A 22,003-nucleotide genomic window follows, 5' to 3' on the forward strand; every position below is an offset into this window, starting at 1 on the left:
ATGGCACTCTCCGACAGGTCAGACAGCTCCCGGAAGGCCCAGTGGTGGCGTAGCCTTGATCATGTCAGCCTGAGCTGCGTCGGAATACTGGTCGCCCTGGGGTACATCCTCATGCTGGCTGCCAGCCCCGCCGTGGCTCACCGCATCGGGGCCTCCCGGAACATGTTCATCCTCAAGCAGGTGGTCTTTCTGGCCCTTGCCAGTGCCGTCGTCGTCGTGACATCCCGGCTGACCCCCCGCACGATCGGGCGGATTGCCGTCATGGGGGGGATCGTGGCGCTGGGCGCCACATTCATGACGCTTGTTCACGGCATGGAGATCAAGGGGGCCAGACGCTGGATCGCCCTGCCCCTCATGTCCGTCCAGCCTTCTGAATTCCTGAAACCCTGCTTTGCCGTCGTGACCGGCCTGCTGCTGAGCCTCCGTCACACGCTGAGACTTTCCAATGGCTGGCGGTTCCCGGGGCGACTGGTGGCATGCGGGGTCTATCTCGTCATTGCAGCCCTGCTTCAGGCCCAGCCGGATATCGGGATGCTCTCGGTCATCAGCATGGTCTTCATCACCCAGCTCTTCATCGACGGCCTGCCCATCATCGTATTCGGCATACTGGTCTCGGCAGCGCTTGGAGCGTTCGGGATAGCCTATATGGTGTTCGAGCACGTCCATTCCCGCGTGCAGCGCTTCCTGCATCCTGATGTGGGGGACCATTACCAGATCGATACCTCCATGCGGGCTTTTGGCAATGGGGGACTGCTGGGCCGGGGACCGGGTGAAGGCCGGGTGAAGGACCTGCTGCCCGATGCCCATGCCGACTTCGTCTTCTCCGTTGCCGGAGAGGAATATGGCTTCGTGATGTGCCTGTTCATCATTGCCGTTTTCACCATGCTGGTTTTTTCCACTCTCAACCGCCTGCTGGAAGAAAAGAAACCCTACATCATTCTCTCTGCCAGCGGCCTGATCACCGGCTTCGGCCTTCAGGCCTTTGTCAACATGGGCTCCTCCCTGCATCTGATCCCCACAAAGGGCATGACACTGCCTTTCATCTCCTACGGGGGCAGCTCGGCCCTTTCCGTTGCCCTGACCATCGGCATGGCCCTGGCACTGACCCGCCACCGTGTAGAGGAAGGCCCCTTTACGCCGCCGCCATCCCCTGCTGAAACAGCCCCACGTCTGACCATGTCATCCCGGAAGGATCACATCTGATGAAACAAGCACCAATTCTCATTGCCGCCGGCGGTACCGGGGGGCACTTCTTCCCGGCTGAGGCACTGGGGGCAGAACTCCAGCGCCGTGGTCACCAGACCATCCTCGTAACGGATGCCCGCAACAGCAGGGCCGGACTGAGCGTATTTGCGGACAGCCCCCGCCATGTCCTCAAAAGCAGTGGCGTGGCTGGTAAAAAGCCCATCGACAAACTCAGGGGGATCGGCCAGCTTCTCTGGAGCTGCCTTGGCGGGCGTCAGATTGTTGCCAGATACCGGCCCGCCGCCGTAGTCGGCTTTGGCGGCTATCCTTCCATTCCTCCCCTTCTCGGCAGTCGCCTGCGTCTGGGTAAACGCCCTGCCCTCATCATCCATGAAGGCAATGCCATCCTCGGGCAGGCCAATGCCCTCCTCGCCCGGTTCAGCGATGCCATTGCCACATCCTACCCCCGGGTGGCCCGTCTGCCCGCAGGCCGGAAGGTCATGCAGACAGGGATGCCAGTCCGCCCTGCCATCGAAGCTCTGGCTGATGAACCCTATGTCAGCCCAAGCCTGTTCAGCGAGGAGCCGATCCATCTGCTTGTCTGGGGTGGATCACTGGGGGCGCAGATTTTCAGCTCCATCGTGCCGCAGGCCCTGTGCAACCTGCCCCCTGGGCTGCGGACCCGGCTGCATGTGACCCAGCAGGCCCATGAGGAGATGGTCCCTGCCCTGTCCGGCATCTATGCGCAGGTCGGCATAAAGGCCACGGTCACGCCTTTCATCGAGGATGTGGCAGCTGAACTGAAGAAAGCCCATCTCGTCATCGGGCGGGCCGGTGGTTCATCCATTGCGGAGCTGGCCATGGCAGGCCGCCCTTCCATCCTTGTCCCGCTGCCCATTGCCGCCTCTGATGAGCAGGGTGTCAACGCACAGGCAATGGAACGGGCCGGTGGTGGCTGGATGGTCCGGCAGCGTGACTTCTCCTCATCAGCACTCTGCACGCATCTGACCCACCTCTTCAGCCATCCTGACGAGCTGGCACGGGCTGCGGAAGGCGCCCGCAATCTCCAGCAGCGCCGTGCTGCCGAAAAACTGGCTGATCTGGTTGAAACGACCATCAAAGCCTGATTATCTGCCCTCCCTTCATCCCACCCCCGCCGGAGTTCCCCTGATGCGTGCATTACCTCTCAACCTTGGTCTGATCCACTTCGTTGGCATTGGCGGCATCGGCATGTCCGGCATTGCCGAGGTGCTGCACATGCTCGGCTACAAGGTTCAGGGGTCCGACATTGCCGAGAATGCCAACGTGAAGCGTCTGCGGAAATCAGGCATCCACGTTCATATCGGCCATGATGAGGCCAATCTGGGGGAAGCACGGGTCGTCGTCATCTCCACCGCCGTAAAACGGGACAATCCGGAGGTCATGGCCGCCCGTGCCCGGCTCATCCCCGTCGTCCGGCGGGCGGAGATGCTGGCAGAGCTGATGCGCCTGCGCTGGGCCGTGGCCATCGGGGGGACACACGGCAAGACCACCACGACCAGCCTCGTGGCCTGCGTGCTGGAACAGGCCAAGCTGGACCCGACCGTCATCAATGGTGGCATCATCGAGGCCTACGGCACGAATACCCGCATGGGGTCCGGCGACTGGATGGTCGTGGAAGCGGATGAGAGCGATGGCTCCTTCCTCCGTCTCCCTGCCATCATTGCCGTTGTCACCAACATGGACCCCGAGCATCTGGATCACTGGGGCTCCGATGAGGCGATGGAGGCCGGATACCGGCAGTTCGTCTCCAACATTCCCTTCTACGGCTTCGCCGTCCTTTGCGTGGATCATCCCCGGGTGCAGCAGATGATCCCCCAGCTCTCCGATCACCGCGTCGTCACCTATGGTTTCAGCCCGCAGGCGGATGTCCGGGCGGAAATCACCGGCACGGACAGCCAGGGCGTGACCTTCAACGTCACCATCACGGACCGGACGACCAGCAGCCAGCGTCTGGCCGGCCCGTTCCATCTGCCCATGTTCGGGCACCACAATGTCCTCAATGCCGTGGCGGCCATCGCCGTGGCGCAGGAAATGGAAATCCCCGATCATGTCATCGCCGATGCGCTTGGCGGCTTCCGGGGCGTGCAGCGTCGCTTCACCCTGACCGGCACATGGAATGACGTGAAGATCATTGATGATTACGGCCATCATCCCGTCGAGATCGCCGCCGTGCTGAAAGCGGCCCGGCAGGCCGGTGCCGGGCATGTCATTGCCGTCATCCAGCCGCACCGTTATTCCCGCCTCAGTGCGCTGTTCAATGATTTCTGCACCTGCATGAATGATGCGGACACCGTCATCGTGGCGGACGTTTATGCCGCCGGAGAAAACCCGATCGAGGGCATCGGACGGGATCAGCTCGTCGAAGGGCTGCGGGACCGTGGGCACCGCCATGTCCTGTCCCTCGCCTCGCCGGATGATCTGGCCAGCGTCATCGCCGACGTGGCCGTGCCGGGTGACTATGTCCTCTGTCTGGGGGCGGGGTCCATCACCCACTGGGCACAGGCTCTCCCCGAGCAGCTGGACAGCCTCAGAAAGGACGCACCATGACCACGGCTGCACCTTTCCAGCAGGCACGGGGACGGCTGAAGGAACAGGCCCCGCTGGCCGCCCGCAGCTGGTTCCGCACGGGCGGGGCCGCCGACTGGCTCTTCGTGCCGCAGGATGCCGAAGACCTCGCCACGGCCCTGCGCCAGTGCCCGCCCGACCTGCCCGTGACGGTCCTTGGAGCCTGCTCAAACGTCATCATCCGTGATGGAGGGCTGCCCGGGCTGACCATCCGTCTGGCCGGTGGCTTTGCCAACATTGAAACGGATGGAGACGGGCTGATCGCTGGAGCCGCCGCACTAGACAGCAGCGTGGCGGAAACGGCAGCGCAGGCAGGCATGGCCGGTTTCGCCTTCCTCTCCACCATTCCCGGCTCCATTGGTGGGGCTGTCTGCATGAATGCCGGAGCCTATGGGGGTGACCTCTCCACCCTGCTCGACTGGGTGGAAATCCTCACCCGTGAGGGCACCATCCAGCGTCTGCCCGCCCCGGCACTGGAGATGCGGTACCGTCACAGCTCCCTGCCGGAAGGCAGCATCGTGCTGCGTGCCCGCCTGAAAGCCCACGGTGCGGAAGACCCCGCCACCATCCAGCAGACAATGCAGGAAATGCGGGCCAGCCGTGAGGCCAGCCAGCCCCTGCGGGCCCGGACAGGCGGCTCCACCTTCCGCAACCCCGAAGGGCACAGGGCCTGGGAGCTGATCGATGCCGCCGGATGCCGGGGGCTGCGGCACGGTGGCGCACAGATCAGCGAGAAGCACTGCAATTTCATGCTCAATACGGGCGACGCCACCAGCACGGAGCTGGAAGAGCTGGGCGAGATGGTCCGTGCCCGTGTGCTGGACAGCAGCGGCATCACCCTGCACTGGGAGATCAGACGGCTGGGCCGTCCCCTTTCTCCCGCCTCCCCTTCCTGACAAGGAAACATCCGGGCATGACAGACAAGACCATTCTTCCCACACCCACACCTCTTTCCATCGCCGTTCTGATGGGAGGAACCTCCAGCGAGCGCAGCGTCAGCCTGTCCAGCGGCAGGGCCGTCATGGAGGCCCTGAAGCAGGCCGGGCACCATGTCCATGCCATTGATGCCGGGCCGGACATCACCGCCACCATCGAGGCCCTGAAAGCCTGCAAACCGGATGCCGTCTTCAATGCCCTGCACGGTCCTGGCGGGGAAGACGGGGCCATTCAGGGCGTTCTGGAATGGCTGGGCCTGCCCTATACCCATTCCGGGATTCTGGCTTCTGCCATCGCCATGAACAAGGCCAGCACCCGCATGGCCCTTCAGGCCGCCGGTCTCCCCGTTGCAGAAGGCTGCCTCATCACGCCAGACGAACTGAAGGAACGGGCCCCCCTGCCGGCCCCCTACGTTCTGAAGCCCGTGGCGGAAGGCTCATCCGTCGGTGTCCATATTCTCCATGAAGATGATGCCGCAAAACGCCATGCCATTGCCGGGTCATGGACCTTCGGCCCCCAGATTCTGGCCGAGCGTTTCATCCCCGGGCGTGAGCTGACCGTTGCGGTACTGGGCGACGAGGCCCTCGCCGTTACGGAAATCCTCACGCCAGAGAGCGGTGGTTTCTACGATTTTGCGGCCAAATATCAGGCCAATGGCTCCCGCCATGTCATCCCCGCTCCCCTGCCAGCAGACATCACGGACCAGGCCCTCACACTGGCCCGGAGGGCCCATCAGGCACTGGGATGCCGGGGCGCCAGCCGGACCGACTACCGCTATGATGGTGATAAGGGCGAACTCGTCATTCTGGAGGTCAACACCCAGCCGGGCATGACGGCCACATCCCTGCTGCCAGAACAGGCCGCCGCCCGTGGGGTGAGCTATCCCCTGCTCTGCCACTGGCTGGTGATGGATGCCCTGGGGCGGGCAGAGTCCCTCTCCCTCCATCCAGTGCCCCAGCCTGAGCCCGCTGACGGCCCATGATGTCCTTCTTCAGGAAACGCCCCCAGGCCCCCGTGGACCCTTACGGGGACCGCCCCTCCAGCATGTCCCTCTTCTGGCAGCGGCAGAAGGCCATCCTGCGGCGGCTCAGCATTCTGGGGCTCGTCTGTTTCCTGATGGCTGGAGCTGGCTGGCTGGCCTGGAGCAGCCAGGGGGGACACAGGCTGGCAGACAGCCTGCGCACCCGCCTGTCTGCGCTGGACCCGCTGAAGATCCAGCACATCGTCATCACGGGGCGGCGCCTGACGGATGAGAGCGACATCATGGAGGCGCTGGGGACAGGCCTGAACCACTCGCTTTTCAGCTTTTCCGTAGAGGCGGCACGCCAGCGCATTGATGAGCTGCCTTTCATCGAGCATTCCACGGTCGAGCGCCACCTGCCGGACACGATCAACATCACCGTGGAGGAAAAGAATCCCATCGCCATCTGGCAGATGGAAGGCCATTTCGTCCTTATCAACCAGAAAGGAGACACTGTCTCACGTCAGGAACTGACAGCCAAAAACAGTTCGGTCTTCCGCAAGCTTCCCCTTGTTGTCGGCGCAGGTGCCAACCTGGAGGCAAATGCCATCATCACCCTGCTCGACCAGTTTCCCGATATCAACAGCCATACGCTGGCCCTCATCCGCATCGGGCAGCGGCGCTGGAACATCCTCATGCAGAACGGTACGACCCTCATGCTCCCGGAGGGAGCAGAAAGCGCCGCTCTCTCCCGTCTGCATGATTACCAGAACGATTACCAGCTCCTGGACCGCCCCCTGAAAACCATTGACATGCGGCTATCCGACCGTATGGTCATTCACCCTGCCACGCCTCAGGGAGCCGATCAGGAGGCTCCGCCTGCAACGCCGCCATCTGAAAACTGATCCCTATGTCCCGTTCCGTTTCACCGTCCCGGCATTATCCGCCCGCTCCCCAGCAGAAGCGGGCCGTTCTTCCCATTCTCCCGTCAGAAGAACAGCAGGGCTTTGTCTGGACGCCGGGGCTCAAAGCCGTTCTGGACATTGGCTCCACCAAAACCACCTGCCTGATTGGCCAGGGACTGAAAAATGGTGGTCTGCGTGTCCTGAGCTGGGGCTGGCGACGCTCCGAAGGAGTGAATTCCGGGGCCATCGTGGACACCATCCAGCTGGAGCGTGTCATCCGGGCGACAGTGGGCGATGCCGAACGGAAAATCAGCCGCCGCATCAGGGATGTGACCGTCAATCTCGCCTGCGGAACCCCCCGCAGCTATCACGTGGATACCTTTCTGGCCTCCAACGGGCGTGAGGTGACCGAGGACGACATTCTCCACCTCTACGGGCAGGCCCGCCACGAGGCAACCGAGCATGACCGCAGGATCGTCCAGGCCATGCCGCTGGGTTTCAATATCGATGAGACCCTCACGGTCCTCAACCCCTGCGGGCAGCGCTGCGAGAGACTGGTGGGCAAGTTCCACATCGTGGATGCCCAGACGAGTGCCCTCCACACGCTGGATGCTGTCCTGCGCAAGGCCGAGCTGCGGGCCGTGGACCTGCTGTCCAACCCCATTGCCTCCGGCCTTGCTGTGCTGGACCATGATGAGCGTGACCTCGGGGTGACCGTCGTTGACATGGGAGCGGGCACGACAACCCTTGCCGTCTTCGCCCGTGGGCGGGTGCTCTATACACGGCATATCAGGGTTGGCGGCGATCACATCACCCGGGACATTGCTCAATCCCTGTCCATCCAGCTTGAAACAGCAGAACGGCTCAAAACCCTTTACGGGGTCGCCTATGCCTCGGCTGATGACACATCCATTCCCATCGCCCTGCCTGTCTCACATCGCAACATTGTCCGGCAGATCACCCGGGCCGATCTGGTCCGGGCCATCGCTCCCCGTGTCGAGGAAACGCTAGAAATGCTCCGCTACGAGCTGGACGGTGCCGGCCTCGGGCGCCCGGCGGAGGGACGTGTCATCCTGACGGGCGGTGGCGCCCTGCTGAACGGCATTGATGCCGTGGCTGCCGAGATCCTGAACCGGCCTGTGCAGGTCCGGTCTCCAGCCACCATACGGGGACTGCCGGAATCGGATCATCCCTCCATATGGGCGGGATTCTCCACCGCCGCCGGTCTTCTCGCCTGGGCAGCCGGGGCCAGAGACCGCTTCTGCCTTGCGGAACATGAAGCAGCCCCACGGGGCATTGCCTGGCGCTTTGCCAATTTCCTGCGCCGGAAGTCATAAACAGGCACAATACCCGATATTTAGCATTACATATTTCTCTCCAGATGCTACCCTGCCCGTAAATCTGTCTTCCAAAGACCAATCTATAATGTCCACCCTGGCCGAAGCGAGACCGTTATGTCACTGAACCTGACCCCAACGACCCCTGGTGTTAGTGCTGTCAGTCCCCCGCGCATCACTGTCATCGGGGTTGGTGGTGGCGGGGTCAACGCCGTCAACAACATGATCGACGGCAAGCTGCGAGGCGTGACTTTCATCGCCGCCAACACCGATGCCCAGCAGCTGGCTCTCTCCAAGGCTGAAACGCGCCTCCAGCTCGGCCCGACCCTCACGCGTGGTCTGGGGGCCGGAGCCAAGCCGGAAGTCGGCCGCCAGTCAGCCGAAGAAGTAGAAGATGAAATCCGCCAGCATCTGGAAGGGGTTGATCTCGTATTCGTCACGGCCGGAATGGGTGGCGGCACCGGCACGGGAGCAGCCCCCGTCGTGGCACGGATCGCCCATGAAGTCGGTGCCCTGACAATCGGCGTCGTCTCCAAACCCTTCGATTTTGAAGGCTCCCGCCGTAGCCGGGCTGCCGCAGCCGGTATTGCCGAGCTGGAAAAATACGTGGACACGCTGCTGGTCATCCCCAACCAGAACCTCTTCGGCAGCGCCTCGCTGACAACCTCGCTGGTCGAAGCCTTCGCCATGGCGGATGACGTCCTGTACAGTGGTGTCCGCAGCGTGACGGACCTGATGGTGGAAGCCGGGTATCAGAATCTTGACTTTGCCGATGTCCGTACCGTCATGAGTGGCATGGGCAAGGCCATGATGGGCATTGGCATGGCATCGGCCGAGGAAGATGGTGAAGACTGGGCCATCACCGCCGCCGAGCGGGCCATTTCCAACCCGCTGCTGGAGGAAACCACCATTGCCGGGGCACGGGCGCTTCTTGTCAACGTCACGCTCGGTCCGGACATGAGCCTGCTGGCCTATAACCAGATCATGAATCTCATCCGTGAGACGGCAAACTGCGAAGACGAAGAAATCAACAGCGGTTTCGTCGTCAATGAGAACATGAAAGGCAAGGTGCAGGTTTCCGTGATCGCCACGGGGCTGAATGGCCGGAGACGCCATGAAGCCTCCGAGGAGGAACCGGTCGAAGTCCAGCCTCATGCCCCCGCTGAAACCGTGGCTCACACACCGGACACGGGCCAGGCAGCAGAGCATCCAACTGCCTCCGCGGGAGACACCGGGCAAAACGAAGAAGCCCCGGAACACGACCCTGCCCCCGAAGGAGCAGGCCAGCCAGCCGAGGAGGCATCGCCTCTTCCCAATTACGACCCTCATCTCGGCCCGAACCAGCAGGCTTCTGCCCCCACGGTATCGGAGCCGATCCGCCCACGGGAGGAGACCGGGCAAACGGGCGGTGGGCTGTTCAGCCGCTTCTTCCGTACCCGTCCTTCGCCAGAACAGGAGCGCCGGGATACACACGCTGCGACTGATGAGCGGAAACCGCAGCATGACAGCGTCACCCCACCTGCCGAGGATGACGAGCTGAGCATTCCCACCTATCTGCGCCGTGGCCCGAAGTAACCGGGTCTGATTAAAGCCCCCGGTTCCCCTGCGGGCAGGGGGCTTCATCCACCTCCCCCATGGGGGAAAGCGTCCTGCCTCACCGGGTAAGGTCGCCCATGCCCGAGCACCTGCCCTCATGCCAGAGACCACATGCTGTCGGCCTCATCAGCCGCCCCTCCAGAATACAGCCCACCTACAGCAGGCACAGACCACACTGGAGCAGGCCGTCCATTGCCAGGGGTGGGGCCTCCACAGTGGCAGGCCTGCCACGGTCCGCCTTGTCCCGGCAGCGCCGGAGACAGGCATCAGGCTCCAGCGGCTGGATATGGCAGACACCCCCGCCTTCCGCCTGACGCATGACTGCATCATTTCCAGCCCTCTGGCCACGGTGGCCGCTTCTCCCCTTACACCGGGGCTGACAGTCGCTACCATAGAGCATCTCATGGCTGCTCTTCATGCCTGCGAAGTGGACAACCTTCTGATCCAGCTGGATGGGCCGGAACTACCCATTCTGGATGGATGCTCCAGAAGATTCATGTCTCTTCTTGAGGAAGCTGGCCGCAGCGGCCAGGCGGCCCCCCGCCGCAGCATTGAAGTGCTTCGCCCAGTTCATGTGGAAGGGCGACACGGTGCTCATGCCAGCCTTCTCCCCGCCCATCAGGCCGACACACTCGACCTCTCCGTCGACATCGACTTCCCCGCCCCTGCCATCGGGCAGCAGTCGTTCCAGATGGTCTTGTCCCAAGAGACATTCGCCCAAGAAATCGCTCCCTGCCGGACCTTCGTAAACCATCAGGATATTGACGCCCTCCAGGCGCAGGGACTGGCATTAGGCGGATCACTCGACAATGCGCTGGTCATCCAGCATGATCGTGTCCTGAACCCCGGCGGACTACGGTTCGATAATGAATGTGTCCGCCACAAGATGCTGGACACGGTAGGCGACCTGTACTGTACCGGGTTCCGGCTTTCAGCCCGTTTTGAGGGACACAGGACAGGCCATGCGCTGAACAGCCAGCTTCTGCATGCTCTTTTTGCGTCCACCGAAAACTGGCGGTTCTCCGATGGCAGCCCGCCTGTCATGCCCTCTCCCGGCTGAGAATATCAGACCAGAGAGCAAGAACCCCCTTTCCCCTGAACACTCCCATGCTATAAGAAAATCATGGTCAGCAGCATCCTGAAATTCCACATGATCCCATCCCGTTTCCGTCTCCCCGCCCTTGGGGCCCCGGCATTGCTCGGACTTGCCCTTCTTTCGGGCTGCTCCAGCTCCGACGCCGACATACAGGCAAAGCTGCCACGCACGGCGGATGCCGAGACCCTCTACAACTACGGGATCGACGCTCTTCATGGCGGGCATTACAAGCTGGCCAGCAGTGAATTCGAGCTTCTCCAGCAGAATTTCCCCTATTCCGGCTATACGGGCAGTGCCGAACTGATGGAAGGCTACGCTTACTACCTTCAGGGTGAGTATGCGCTGTCCGTCCAGCAGCTGGAGCGCTATCTCCAGCTCCACCCTACAAGCCCGGATGCTGCCTACGCCTACTATCTGCGGGGCCTGTGCTATTATGAGCAGATCGGTGATGTGTCCCGTGACCAGCTCGGCACGCTGGAAGCCATGGATGCTCTTCAGGAAGTCATCACCCGCTTCCCCCAGACCTCTTACGCCCGGGATGCCCAGCTGAAGATCGACCTCTGCCGTGACCATCTGGCCGGCAAGGAAATGTATGTGGGCCGTTACTATCAGCGGGAAAAAGACTATCAGGCAGCTTATGGCCGTTACCAGCGGGTCATCCAGGACTTCCAGACCACCAACCATGTGCCGGAAGCGCTGGAACGTCTGGTTGAGGTCAATCTGGCCCTGGGATTGCCTGATGAAGCCCGTCAGGCAGCAGCTGTCCTCGGCTATAATGCGCCTGACAGCCGCTGGTACCGCCTCGCCTACAACAAGCTGAAATACAACCATCAGCTCACGCCGCAGCTGCCCAAGCCGTCCCATGCCCAGAAAAAGCATGAGAGGCGCTCAAGAAAACACCGTGACGGTGCGGCACCGCCTGTGCAGGCCAAGGCACCTGTCTCCCCGGATTCCGTCATCGTGCAGCCTGTGTCCACAACACAGTCGGCGCCGGTGGCCTCCGTCGAGATTCCCCCGGTACCATCAACGGCAGCCCCAGGCGCCAACCAGCAGGCTGGCGGAAAGAAAACACGGTAGCCCCCTCTGGGATATTGTGACCTGCATGCCGTAACCATTACTGAAAAGCAGCATGTGGAGCCGGAATCTTCCGACTTCACATCGTTTGCCCTTGTCCGGCCCGTGCAGCCTCTTGCACTGGGCCTGTTTCTTTCTGACTATCGGACACCGCATTTTCTGCAAACCACAACAGAAGCCCAATCCGACTGCTTCTGCCGGTTCTGGAGGCTGCACCCATGCTGACACATCTCTCCATCCGTGATGTCGTTCTGATAGAAAAACTGGACCTCCCCTTCCATGGTGGTCTGACAGCCCTGACGGGAGAAACCGGGGCTGGCAAGTCCATCCTGCTGGACAGTCTCGGCCTCGCCCTGGGGGAGCGGACCAGCAGCCGCATCATCCGTGCTGGAGCGACCCAGAGCAGCGTGACGGCCGTTTTCGAGCTGCACAAGGGGCATCCCGTCTATGGCCTGCTTCACAACAAGGACATCGCCTCCATCGAAGAAGGCGAACCTCTGGTATTGCGGCGGATCGTCACGAAAGAGGGGCGCTCCCGTGCCTATATCTGCGACCAGCCCATCGGCATCAGTGTCCTGCGGGAAGTGGCCTCGCTGCTCGTGGAGATACAGGGCCAGCATGAGCAGATGGGACTGGCAAACCAGAGTGCCCACCAGACCCTTCTGGATGCTTTTGGTGTGCCACAGCAGCTCCGCCAGCAGGTCGCCCGCTGCTGGGATGACTGGCAGAACGCCCTGCGCAGCCTGAACAAGGCCCGGAAGGATGTTGAAGAGGCCAGCAAGGAAGAAGACTGGCTGCGGCAGATCACGGAAGACCTTACTGCCCTTGCTCCCCGAGAAGGCGAGGAGGACGAGCTTGCCGCCCTGCGGGTCCGGCTCCAGCAGGATGAACGCCGGGGCGAGGCCGTTGCTGCCGCCCTTGCCGAACTGACCCCCCGGGACCGCCGGACGTCCACACCGGCCAATGCCCTCCGTTCGGCCAACCGTGCCCTTTCCCGGCTGCTTCCCTCCCCACTGGACCGGGCACAGAGCGAGGAGCAGGAAACACCCTCCGCCCAGCAGGAACAGGCACAGGAAGCCCTTACGGCCCTGGAAAAGGCCGAGGAATATCTGGCCGAGGCCGAAACCCTGCTCTCCCGTCTGGCCGTCGATACCACGGTAGATTTCCGCCTGCTGGAAGAGACGGAAGAACGGCTTTTCACCCTGAGGGCCGAAGCCCGCAAGCACAAGATCAGCGTCAGTGAACTGCCCTCCTTCCTCGAGACGCTGAACCAGCGGCTGGCCAGCATTGATTCCAGCGCAGAGGCCCTGGCCCGGCTGGAAGATCAGGTCCGTGAGAGCCGGGCCGCCTATGAAGCCGCTGCGCAGGAACTGGGTGCGGCCCGCAGCAAGGCCGCCCGTCAGATCGAGAAACGGGTCATGGCCGAGCTGGTCCCCCTCAAGCTGGAGCGGGCACGTTTCATCGTCGAGCTGGCCCCTCTGCCTGCCGAGCAGTGGAACCGCCATGGCATGGAACAAGTGGCCTTCCTCATCGCCGCCAATCCCGGCCAGCCACCGGGACCGCTCGGCAAGGTGGCATCCGGCGGGGAACTCTCCCGCCTCATGCTGGCCCTCAAGGTCGTGCTGGCGGGCCGCTCTTCCCTCACGACGCTGGTCTTCGACGAAGTGGATTCCGGTGTCGGCGGAGCCACGGCCTCGGCCATTGGCGAACGCCTGAACCGTGTGGCACGGGATGTCCAGGTGCTGGCCATCACCCACAGCCCGCAGGTGGCGGCCTATGGAGACCATCAGCTCCGCATTGCCAAGCAGGTCGTCAACAACCAGACACAGACCAGTGCCACCCCGCTGACAGATGAGGAACGCCGTGAGGAGCTGGCCCGCATGCTCGCTGGCGACACCGTAACCGATGCCGCCCGTGCTGCGGCAGACAGCCTTCTTGGACCTGCAGAAAAATGACCGGAACCCCCACCCCCGCCCAGCGTCATGCCGAACTGGAAGAAAAGATCGCCCGCTGGAACGAGGCCTATCATGGACAGGACAACCCCGAAGTCTCCGATGCCGAGTATGACAATGCCCGGCTGGAGCTGATCATGCTGGAGGCCCGCCATCCGGAACTGAAGCGCAGGGATGGTGTCTCCTCACAGGTCGGAGCTGCTCCCAATCCGGCCTTTGGCAAGGTGAAGCACCGTGCCCCCATGCTCTCGCTGGACAACGTCTTCAGCGAGGAGGAGTTCACCCAGTTCGTCAGCCGGATCGGCCGGTTTCTCGGGCTTGACGAGGCCCAGACGGACGGGCTGAAATTTGTGGCCGAACCCAAGATTGACGGCCTTTCCATCAGCCTGACCTACGAAAAAGGCCAGCTGACGGTTGCCACGACCCGGGGCGATGGCACGACGGGTGAGGATGTCACCGCCAACGTGCGGACCATCAGCTCCATTCCCCAGACCCTGCCCGCTCCTTTTCCTGACCTGCTGGAAATCCGGGGCGAAATCTTCATGAGCCGGGCCGACTTCCTGGCTCTCAACAGACAGCAGGAAGAGCGGGGCGAAAAGCCCTTTGCCAATCCACGCAATGCCGCAGCCGGGTCGCTCCGCCAGCTGGACGCCTCTGTCACAGCCCGCCGCCCTCTGGGGCTGTTCGCCTACGGGCTGGGTTACAATACCGGCATAACCGTCAAGACCCATTCGGACTGGCTGGACCAGCTGAAAACATGGGGATTCACTGTCAATCCACTCTCCCGGGCCATAAACCATGCCAGTGACGTGCCTGCCTATGTGGAGACCCTGGCCAGGGAACGGCCTGACCTTGATTATGACATTGATGGCATCGTCTTCAAGATTGACGCCATAGACCTTCAGACACGCCTTGGTTTTGTAGGCCGTGCCCCTCGTTGGGCCATTGCATGGAAGTTCCCGGCGGAACAGGCCATCACCCGACTGAATGAGATTGAAATTCAGGTGGGGCGGACTGGTGCCCTCACCCCCGTGGCGCATCTGGAACCCATCAATGTCGGCGGTGTCATCGTATCCCGGGCCACCCTGCATAATGAAGATGAAATCCGCCGTCTGGATGTCCGCCCCGGCGACCTCGTGCGCATCCAGCGGGCCGGGGATGTCATCCCGCAGGTACTGGGCGTCGTGGATGCAGACCGGCAGGACAGGGCCGCCCCCTTCCATTTTCCCGATCACTGCCCCGTCTGCCACGCCCATGCCGAACGCATCGGCGATGAAGCGGTCCGCCGCTGCTCCGGGGGCCTGACCTGCCCGGCCCAGACGGTCGAGAGGCTCATCCATTTCGTCTCCCGCAAAGCGTTTGACATTGACGGGCTGGGAGAGCGCAGCATCCGCAGTTTTCATGACCTCGGGCTTGTCCAGCGGCCGGGAGACATTTTCCGCCTGCACGAGCATCGGGACCGCCTCCAGAAACTGGAAGGCTGGGGGACACAGTCGGTCGACAACCTGCTTCAGGCCATTGAGGACCGCCGGACCATCAGCCTCCCCCGCTTCATCTACGCGCTCGGCATCCGGCGCATTGGCGAGCGCAATGCCCAGCTTCTGGCCCGCCACTACCAGAGCTTTCCCGTCTGGCATGCGGCGATGCTGGCAGCCATCAGGCCCGAAAGCGAAGAACGGACCGCCCTGAGTGCCATCATGGGCATCGGCCCTGCCATTGCTGAAGAAGTTGCCGCCTTCTTCGATGAGGAACATAACCGAGCTGCGCTGGATGATCTCACCCCCTCCCTGACCATCAGCGAGGAGACCGGTCCTGATGCTGATGATGAGGGTCCAGCGCCTCTGGCTGGTCAGGTCATGGTGTTCACGGGGTCTCTCACCACCATGTCCCGAGCCGAAGCCAAGGCCATTGCCGAACGTCTGGGCGCACAGGTGACAGACAGCGTCTCCCGTCGCACGACACTGGTCGTACTGGGAGAAAAAGCTGGCTCCAAAGCCAAAAAAGCCCACGAGCTGAACATTCGCACGCTTGATGAAATGGGGTGGCGCGGCATGGTCGGGCTGGCCGAGACAGACTGAAGCAGACATCAAGTGGCAGGCTTGCAAAGTACAATAAAAATAAAGCCTGCTACAACGGTGAAATATGAAGTGAAAAAAGTTAAAATTTTGATTAAACTATTAATTATTTTATTATAAATCTATTTCATTTTTATCAAATTGCGAAAAATGCCTTACATGAAAATTTCTTGTATTTTATTTACTCAAGAAAAAGTTATTTTCTTATTTATGATTTATGCCTAATACTTATTTAAAATAACATCAAATGGATAGACTTTCCTACAGGTCCCTTCTATATGGAATTTCGCCAAGAGTTTCCGGAGGTTAACACAGTGGGTGAAAAAAGGTATTTTCTAACATGGGATTTCCAGATCGTTCGACAGGATGCCACAAGTAAAGCCCTTTATTGCTCCAAACTGGAGGACCACTTCCCTACCGACGCTTTCGCTCTTGAACTTCACGAAGATGATGTCGGCGCAAATTATACATTCATCCCACAGGGCGAAGAGATTGCCCCCTATCATGTCGATGATATCGAAATAACCTTCAATTCTGACGTCCGTGTCTGGAACCTGCGGGACAAGAACGGGCTTTTCCTGTGCTTTGACTGTCATACACTTTCTTTTTCCAGGGAACATCCCTCCTTCTGGGAAGGCTTCCTGCTGCTTTCGCAGAGAGAAATTGACATACTGAGGCACCTCCTCACCAACAGGTGGGTCATTCCCAAAACACAGACAATCATTGATGGGAAAGACATCGAGGCTGTTGACGTCTTCAAACTGAAGATCAACCATTTTGATGTCGACATGCGGTATCAGCTTTTCAGATACTGGAACAAATACAACATCACGCTCTATTTTGACGGATGGAAGCGTGAAACGCTCTATTTCTACAATCCTGCCGTCTATATCACGGCTTACAATAAAGAATCCGTCATGCAGCAATGCAAGATGTGCGTTGTCTCACTGCGGAAAATGGGGAAATTCACCGGGCCGATCATCCTCATGACAGACAAGGACCAAGCCTACATAGACAATCTTTTTGAAGGGAAAAAAGAATATACGGATAACCTCATCATTCACAACCTGTACCCACAGGACTTCCTTTCCTTTGTCTGCTCCAAATACGAAATAACGGACAAGGAAACTTTTGCAGGTTATCAGCCGCTCCTGTATCTGGACCCGGACATCATCATAGACAATCCTCTGGAACCCCTGCTGATCCGTGGTCTTTCAAGCGGCAAGATATGTTCGCCGGCTGAAGAATTCCATCCGATACAATCCCACATTCCAGTGGGATCCTCCCTGTTCTCGATGGATGATATTCCGGGGCGCTTCACACCAGGCATCAACGGGGGAACAATCCTTTTCCCCAATACGGAAAGTGATACAATCCGCCGTTTCATCAATGAGATCCGCCATCTGGTTACCAATCTGGTCTTCAAATTCGGGCGCTCATTCAATGGCTGGGCCGACCAGGAGGCCTATAACTATCTGGCCATCAAGACGAACGGGGTCAATTCCAATGCCCTGACGTCATTCACCGCCTATCAGGGCCCTGCACATAACAGGCGTCTGGGCCTCGTTCATTTCTGGGGCTTCTCTTCAGAAGAGAAAGTAGAACGGATGAAAGAATACATGGATACGCTGGGCTGCCAGCCCTGAATAAAACAGTGTCCCGCCCCCCCCTGAGGGGCGGGACACTGACAGATACCTGCGGACCGGACCGCCCCAATTTTCCCCTTCACATAAGCCCCGGATTCATCCGTCAGGCTCTGTCGACCCTGTTCCACATGACGCCACAGATGGTCCTGGGCAAGATATTCCTGATTTCATCCTTCACCACCGCCACCAGGGCACGATATTCCAGCCTGTATTTATCAGTCGTGTCAGGAGCCGGATGATCCCAGGGCTTGGTATCAGCGACATAATGGATAATTGACGCATCCTCCTGCGCCTTCTTCACCTGCTCCTGCATACTATATTCAAACTCAAGATAATTTGTATGAAGATATTCTGCATAAAGGTTCCAGCTCTGGCTGAAATGATGAAGAGAATCTTTAAAGACATGATTGAGTATTGACTCATCATAAAAAAGCCATTTCTTCTTGATGCACTCTATGCAGTAGGCTGCATCTGCATCTGTTATGGCGTCCATATTGAAGAGAATGAGACCGCTATTCACATAAAAATAAGGGTTGTTTATTCCCAGCATGTTACGGCTGAATTTATTGAAATCTCCAAAATCTTCATATTTTCTATGATTACGGATCAGACAGCGAACCCCTCCCAATTTTTTATTCTGAGGGATCTCGTTGATGATTTTCAACACATCATCCCGCACCAGCATGTCAACATCAATGCTCAGAACCTTCTCATATCCCTTGAAAATCGTCGGGATGAATAAAGGAACATAAGTCTCCAGTGGCCGATTTTCATTATTGGCAAAATTCAGGCTTTCCATGAAAGACGAACAGTCAATGAATGATATGACGCTTCCAAAAGAGGCAACAACCTGTTCTGTGAGCCGTATGAGTGTCGTATCGAGATTCCGATATAAAACAAAAAACTCGATCCTGCTGGTATCTGAGCAATGGTCAAGTATGGACTTGATTGTGACAAGAGCCGGTATCAAATATTTTTTGTCAAATGAAACAACTATTGGAAAGGTACTCATCACAACCTCATTGAATCAAACCTTCGATCTTATAAAGGGTTTCGTAATAATTTCCAAGATGCTTCCTCAAAATGGTCTGCCCCCTGCAGAAGAGACAGGATTTTTGAACGTTACTAACCCGGCATGATAAATTTATTTTCCATCCTCCTCACACAAAGCAATTGAAACCTGCCCCAACTGCATTATCATGCCGCCGATAATTGCCGCCTTGGCCCTGGCGGGGTGGCCATAGAGAGAACGCATGCCCACCACATCATCCAGTCATCATCCCTTCATCATGCTGATTGTCGGCCTCCTCGTTACGGTCGTACTCATCGGTGTCTCCATTCTCATCTCCCTGTCTGAAATCTCATTCGCCGCAGCACGGGAAACCCGCATGCGTGCCCTGGCTGAAGAAGGCGACAAAAGGGCCCGCGCTTTTCTGCGCCTCCGACGCAATAGCGGGCAGGTCATGACAGCCATACAGATCTGCCTCAATGCCGTCGGTATTCTGGGCGGTGTGGTGGGAGATGCCCTGCTGAGTGAACCTTTCGCCGAGGGCCTGCACCATCTGGGCCTGTCGGCACCTCTGGCAGACAAGGTCGGCTCTTTCAGCTCCTTCATCCTTGTCACCGGGCTGTTCGTTCTCTTTGCTGACCTTCTGCCAAAGCGCACGGCCATGAACGCACCGGACAGGATTGCTCTGGCCGTAGGCTGGTTCCCTGCCCTCATCCTCAAGCTCCTCTATCCAGCCGTATGGCTTTTCTCCCATATTGCCGACCTGATACTGAGGTTGCTGCGCATCCCGGCCACGGCCACGGTAGAGGCCGTCACGCCAGAAGATCTCCGGGCCATTCTTGCCGCAGGCACGGCCTCCGGCGTTCTTCTGGAGCAGGAACATCAGATGATCCAGAATGTCATGGCCCTGCAAAACCGTTCCGTGACATCTGCAATGACACCTCGGGACGAAATCGTTTATCTGGATGTCAATGAAAGTCTGGAGAGCCAGCGCGACAAGGTGCGGGTCCGCCCCTATTCCCGTTACCCGTTCTGCGATGGATCGCTGGACAGGGTTGTCGGCTCCATCCGTGCGGAAGATGTGTTGGTCGCTGTTGTTGATGAACCCACCACACTGACCGACCCGCAGAAGGCCCCTCCCAAACAGATATTCAACATGCGCCGGGATGTCCTCTCCCTGCCCGATACGCTGAACCTGTGGGAGACACTGGCCCAATTTGATACGCATGGCGCCGGTTTCGCGCTCATCTTCAATGAATATGGGCTGGTTGTCGGACTGATCACGTACAAAGACATCATGGGTGCCCTGATGGATGGACTGGCCAATCCTTTTGAAGAGCAGGCCATCGTCCGCCGTGATGCTGATTCATGGCTCATCGACGGAGCCGCTCCCATTCTGGATGTTATCCGGGAGCTGGATATCCCCCTCTTCCATGACAATTCCGAGTTTGACACCATTGCCGGTTTCATCACCCATCGTCTGCGCCGTATGGCCCGCAAGGCAGACCGTGTCGAGGTGGCCGGTTTCCGTTTTGAGGTGGTGGATGTCGAACGTTTCCGCATCAACCAGCTTCTGGTCACCCGTATGAAACCCTCTGGCAAAGCATGAACAGCCACATCCTGCTGCCTCATGGCATAAGCGCCCAAGATGCACTGCTGATCATCGACATGCAGAATGACTTCATGCCCGGCGGCGCCCTCCCCGTTCCCGGCGGGCATGACCTTCTGCACGCCATCAATGGCCTCAGCCATCTGAATTTCAGGGCCGTCGTCGCTTCCCAGGATTGGCACCCCATGGGCCATTGTTCCTTCAAAGAGCAGAACGGCCCATGGCCTGCCCATTGCATTGCCGGGACAGACGGCGCTGCTCTGGTAGGGGGGCTGGACCAGCGACGCATTACCCATATCATCCGCAAAGGAACAGCAACCGATGCGGACTCAAACTCTGCTTTTCATGACGATAGCGGACGCAGCACTGGCCTGACAGACCTGCTGAACGGCCTTGGCGTCACACGGGTTTTTCTGTGCGGCGTAGCACTGGATGTCTGCGTTCTGGCCTCAGCCCGTCATGCTGTACGGGCTGGATTTGAAACCTTCATCATACAGCAGGCCTCAGCAGGGATCAGGCTACTATCAGCCTCCTCCCTGCTGGAAGAGTCCATAAAACTCGTCTGACAGGGCGGACTAACGTTTTTCAAATCCTGCCTGCTGAAGTCCCCTTTGCAGGAACGGGTTCTTCTTCATGACATTCCAGACCAGCCCGCTACGAAGGTTTTCGGTCATCAGCAGGATGGGCCCCTGGTCAATCCCCAGCTGCTGACCATCAACCCAGAAACCGTCCTTCCCATCAGAAAAACTGGGATTGAATGCATCAAGAAAACCGTACTGGTTATAAACCCGACTGCCGTATCGGGCCTTCATGGCCTGAAGTGCCGGCAAGGCAATTTCTGGCGCAAAAGCTACAGACCCACCTGCTGCCGTAGGCGCAATCGTGCCGTCATCCAACACATAATCCCGTCCGGCCCCACGGGCGCTGTACGCCAGAAAATGACGCCGCTGACCATCAACATCCCTGTAGGCATCCCCCGGCCCATCCGAAGCCGTCAACCCCCAGATGTCTGAACCATAATCCTTCCAATGTCCCGGATTCTGGCGGGCATACTCCCGCTGTGCGTAGACCGCTCTCTGGCTGTTCTGGAAGTAGTTATAACCACGCTGCCGACTTGCCTTATCCAGAATATCGCGGAAATCTACCCAACATTCACTATACTGATGCCCGAACAGGGGAGCAAAATTGAGCAGGTCACGCCCATAAAAACTCCCCTGCTGCCCCTTGTGAGTTTCCGTCCAGCGGTCCCATGTTTCAGCAGGCAGGGCATGTGTCGGAGACCCAAGAGCCAGCAGGTACAGCATCAGCCCTTCATTATATCCTGTCCACTGTGAAGACAGGAAATGACCCGGCGGCATCCACCCCATGCTCAGCCAAGGGCTTTTGCCACCGGTCATCCACTGCCAGTCCACCCGACCGTATAATGTCTCGGCCAGTGTCCGGATTTCAGCTTCCTGCCTGTCGGACCTGTCATAATAGGACTGTGCAAACAGAACACCGCCCATCAGCAGTGCCGTATCTATGCTGGATAGCTCCGACCAGTCTGCCACCCGCAGCCCCGTCTCCGGGTCCAGAAAATGATAGAAGAAGCCGTGGGTTCCTGCCGTACCGCTGGCCTCATCACCCTGTGGCAACGCCGCCAGAAACCGCAAGGTCAGGAGGGTCCGCTCCACGGCCTGCTGCCGTGTGATATAACCCCGCTCTACCCCAATACCATAAGCTGTCAGACCAAATCCTACACTGGCAATACTGGCAGCCCCATGTGGCAGGGGAGCACGGTCCGGCACCAGACCATTCCTAGGATTGGCCGTCTCCCAGAACCAGTTGAAGGTTCGATGCTCCAGATCACTCAAGAAAATGCTGTCCTGAGATGACAGGGAGTAATCATCGGCTCTGGCGCCCGTCACGCCACCGCAAAATGAAAGAGAAAGGCCAATCCCGGCCAGCAGCATCCGCAGGCCTCTGGAAATACGGCGCACAGGTTGAATCATCGTCACGGGCACCATCTCCTCTAC

The 22,003-nt window shown here is 59.3% G+C and carries 17 protein-coding genes; 15 read left to right on the forward strand and 2 right to left on the reverse strand.

Going from position 1 to position 22,003, the window contains the following annotated elements; translation table 11 throughout:
- From CPA54_RS04100 to CPA54_RS04160, 13 genes are all read left to right on the forward strand, one after another.
- Positions 1–1,203: an FtsW/RodA/SpoVE family cell cycle protein gene (locus tag CPA54_RS04100; RefSeq protein WP_249085562.1), complete on the forward strand. Its 1,203-nt coding sequence runs from the start codon at positions 1–3 to the stop codon at positions 1,201–1,203.
- Positions 1,203–2,312: an undecaprenyldiphospho-muramoylpentapeptide beta-N-acetylglucosaminyltransferase gene (gene murG, locus CPA54_RS04105; protein ID WP_043559836.1), complete on the forward strand. Its 1,110-nt coding sequence runs from the start codon at positions 1,203–1,205 to the stop codon at positions 2,310–2,312. Before CPA54_RS04100 ends, murG begins: the two co-directional genes overlap by 1 nt.
- Before the next feature lie 43 nt (positions 2,313–2,355).
- Entirely contained in the window at positions 2,356–3,774 is a 1,419-nt protein-coding gene (gene murC, locus CPA54_RS04110; protein WP_043559835.1) for a UDP-N-acetylmuramate--L-alanine ligase, read from the forward strand.
- Positions 3,771–4,688 carry a UDP-N-acetylmuramate dehydrogenase gene (gene murB, locus CPA54_RS04115; protein ID WP_249085563.1) on the forward strand — a complete coding sequence of 306 codons (918 nt, stop codon included), beginning with the start codon at positions 3,771–3,773 and terminating at the stop codon, positions 4,686–4,688. Before murC ends, murB begins: the two co-directional genes overlap by 4 nt.
- Positions 4,689–4,705: 17 nt before the next feature.
- Positions 4,706–5,710 carry a D-alanine--D-alanine ligase gene (locus CPA54_RS04120; protein ID WP_249085564.1) on the forward strand — a complete coding sequence of 335 codons (1,005 nt, stop codon included), beginning with the start codon at positions 4,706–4,708 and terminating at the stop codon, positions 5,708–5,710.
- Positions 5,707–6,594, forward strand: a complete 888-nt coding sequence (locus tag CPA54_RS04125) for a cell division protein FtsQ/DivIB (RefSeq protein ID WP_052349030.1) — start codon at positions 5,707–5,709, stop codon at positions 6,592–6,594. The genes CPA54_RS04120 and CPA54_RS04125 overlap by 4 nt, the downstream gene beginning before the upstream one ends.
- A gap of 5 nt (positions 6,595–6,599) precedes the next feature.
- Positions 6,600–7,931 carry a cell division protein FtsA gene (ftsA, locus tag CPA54_RS04130; protein WP_052349029.1) on the forward strand — a complete coding sequence of 444 codons (1,332 nt, stop codon included), beginning with the start codon at positions 6,600–6,602 and terminating at the stop codon, positions 7,929–7,931.
- A gap of 117 nt (positions 7,932–8,048) precedes the next feature.
- A complete protein-coding gene (gene ftsZ / locus CPA54_RS04135; RefSeq protein ID WP_249085565.1) occupies positions 8,049–9,506 on the forward strand; it encodes a cell division protein FtsZ in 1,458 nt (485 codons plus the stop codon).
- A 118-nt stretch (positions 9,507–9,624) separates the two neighbouring features.
- A complete protein-coding gene (gene lpxC / locus CPA54_RS04140; RefSeq protein WP_249085566.1) occupies positions 9,625–10,587 on the forward strand; it encodes a UDP-3-O-acyl-N-acetylglucosamine deacetylase in 963 nt (320 codons plus the stop codon).
- 90 nt (positions 10,588–10,677) lie between these two features.
- Entirely contained in the window at positions 10,678–11,700 is a 1,023-nt protein-coding gene (locus CPA54_RS04145; RefSeq protein ID WP_227656569.1) for an outer membrane protein assembly factor BamD, read from the forward strand.
- Positions 11,701–11,915: 215 nt separating this feature from the next.
- Complete coding sequence (gene recN, locus CPA54_RS04150; protein ID WP_043559825.1) at positions 11,916–13,652, forward strand: DNA repair protein RecN; 1,737 nt, start codon at positions 11,916–11,918, stop codon at positions 13,650–13,652.
- Positions 13,649–15,727, forward strand: coding sequence for an NAD-dependent DNA ligase LigA (gene ligA, locus CPA54_RS04155; protein ID WP_249085567.1), 2,079 nt, complete (start codon positions 13,649–13,651; stop codon positions 15,725–15,727). The genes recN and ligA overlap by 4 nt, the downstream gene beginning before the upstream one ends.
- Positions 15,728–16,038: 311 nt before the next feature.
- A complete protein-coding gene (locus tag CPA54_RS04160; protein WP_043559820.1) occupies positions 16,039–17,370 on the forward strand; it encodes a hypothetical protein in 1,332 nt (443 codons plus the stop codon).
- A gap of 103 nt (positions 17,371–17,473) precedes the next feature.
- On the opposite strand, the gene CPA54_RS04165 is transcribed toward CPA54_RS04160, so the two are convergent.
- Positions 17,474–18,382, reverse strand: a complete 909-nt coding sequence (locus CPA54_RS04165) for a glycosyltransferase (protein WP_249085568.1) — start codon at positions 18,380–18,382, stop codon at positions 17,474–17,476.
- Between the two features lie 241 nt (positions 18,383–18,623).
- Between CPA54_RS04165 and CPA54_RS04170 the strand changes: the two genes are divergently transcribed.
- Together CPA54_RS04170 and CPA54_RS04175 are read left to right on the forward strand one after the other, a co-directional pair.
- On the forward strand, positions 18,624–19,988 hold the full coding sequence (locus tag CPA54_RS04170; protein ID WP_043559816.1) for a hemolysin family protein: 1,365 nt from the start codon (positions 18,624–18,626) through the stop codon (positions 19,986–19,988).
- On the forward strand, positions 19,985–20,554 hold the full coding sequence (locus CPA54_RS04175; RefSeq protein ID WP_249085569.1) for an isochorismatase family protein: 570 nt from the start codon (positions 19,985–19,987) through the stop codon (positions 20,552–20,554). The genes CPA54_RS04170 and CPA54_RS04175 overlap by 4 nt, the downstream gene beginning before the upstream one ends.
- A gap of 9 nt (positions 20,555–20,563) precedes the next feature.
- On the opposite strand, the gene CPA54_RS04180 is transcribed toward CPA54_RS04175, so the two are convergent.
- Positions 20,564–21,979, reverse strand: coding sequence for a glucoamylase family protein (locus tag CPA54_RS04180; RefSeq protein ID WP_232086365.1), 1,416 nt, complete (start codon positions 21,977–21,979; stop codon positions 20,564–20,566).
- Between the last annotated feature and the right edge of the window lie 24 nt (positions 21,980–22,003).

The organism is Parasaccharibacter sp. TMW2.1890 (assembly GCF_023337645.1).
GTDB lineage: Bacteria > Pseudomonadota > Alphaproteobacteria > Acetobacterales > Acetobacteraceae > Bombella > Bombella apis.